Source organism: Anaplasma phagocytophilum (assembly GCF_023476575.1).
Taxonomy (GTDB): domain Bacteria; phylum Pseudomonadota; class Alphaproteobacteria; order Rickettsiales; family Anaplasmataceae; genus Anaplasma; species Anaplasma phagocytophilum_A.
On record NZ_JAHLEX010000177.1, the window covers coordinates 1 to 926 of the forward strand.

1 protein-coding gene and 1 pseudogene are annotated in these 926 nt (G+C 45.7%); both read right to left on the reverse strand.

From position 1 onward, the window contains the following. Nucleotides 1–220, reverse strand: a pseudogene (locus KPX09_RS05425) (formyltransferase family protein); the annotation flags it as partial. 67 nt (nucleotides 221–287) lie between these two features. After that, a partial coding sequence (locus KPX09_RS05430) for an IMP dehydrogenase (protein ID WP_249549325.1) occupies nucleotides 288–926 on the reverse strand: 639 nt, incomplete at its 5' end.

The following is a 926-nucleotide window of genomic DNA, read 5'->3' on the forward strand; positions in this document are numbered from 1 at the left end:
CACCTGCTCTATATGCTTGTTCCTGAGCATTCAACCCCTTAAAAGATGGGAGCAGTGAAGGGTGAATGTTAATTATCTTGGTATGCCAATCCGTAACAAACTTTTCAGGAAGTATGCTCATGAAGCCTGCAAGACAAACCAAGTCTACATTGTGCTCTCTTAGTACTGGACTGATATGCTCTATATCCAGCGGTCTACGCCTAACCACAAAGGTGGGGAGATCTGCGTGAGACTTTATATTCTATAAGCTCTCTAAAAACCATGTTCAGTACTCACAGATACTCTCGCTACTGCGATTGTTGAAATGGAGGGTGATAGTTAGGAGTCTCTTGAGTTATCGTTACTCCATGTACGTGACTTTCCTGCAAGCCCGCAGAAGTAATAACTGTGAATTGACAATTTTGTTTCATCTCAGCGATAGTTCGATTGCCAGTATATCCCATAGAGGATCGCAAGCCGCCTACAAGCTGATAAATTACTTCCGAAGCAGCGCCTTTAAAAGGTACCCTGCCTTCAACGCCTTCAGGAATGAATTTAGTACTAGTGTCTTGGAAGTAGCGATCGCTAGCACCTTCCTTCATGGCCATTACCGAGCCCATGCCTCTATAGCATTTATATGCTCTTCCGTTGTATATGACGGTATTTCCAGGACTTTCATCAGTTCCAGCGAAAATGGAACCTATCATCACAACATCCGCACCGGCAGCAATGGACTTTGCTATGTCGCCAGAGTGCTTAATGCCACCATCTGCTATTACTCCGACTCCGGCATCTTTACAGACAGCGGCGACATTGCGTATAGCAGTAAACTGCGGCACTCCCACTCCTGTTACTATGCGAGTCGTGCATATTGAGCCCGGTCCGATTCCAACTTTTACAGCATCAACACCTGCTTCTATAAGAGCTAATGCACCTGCTGCTGTGGC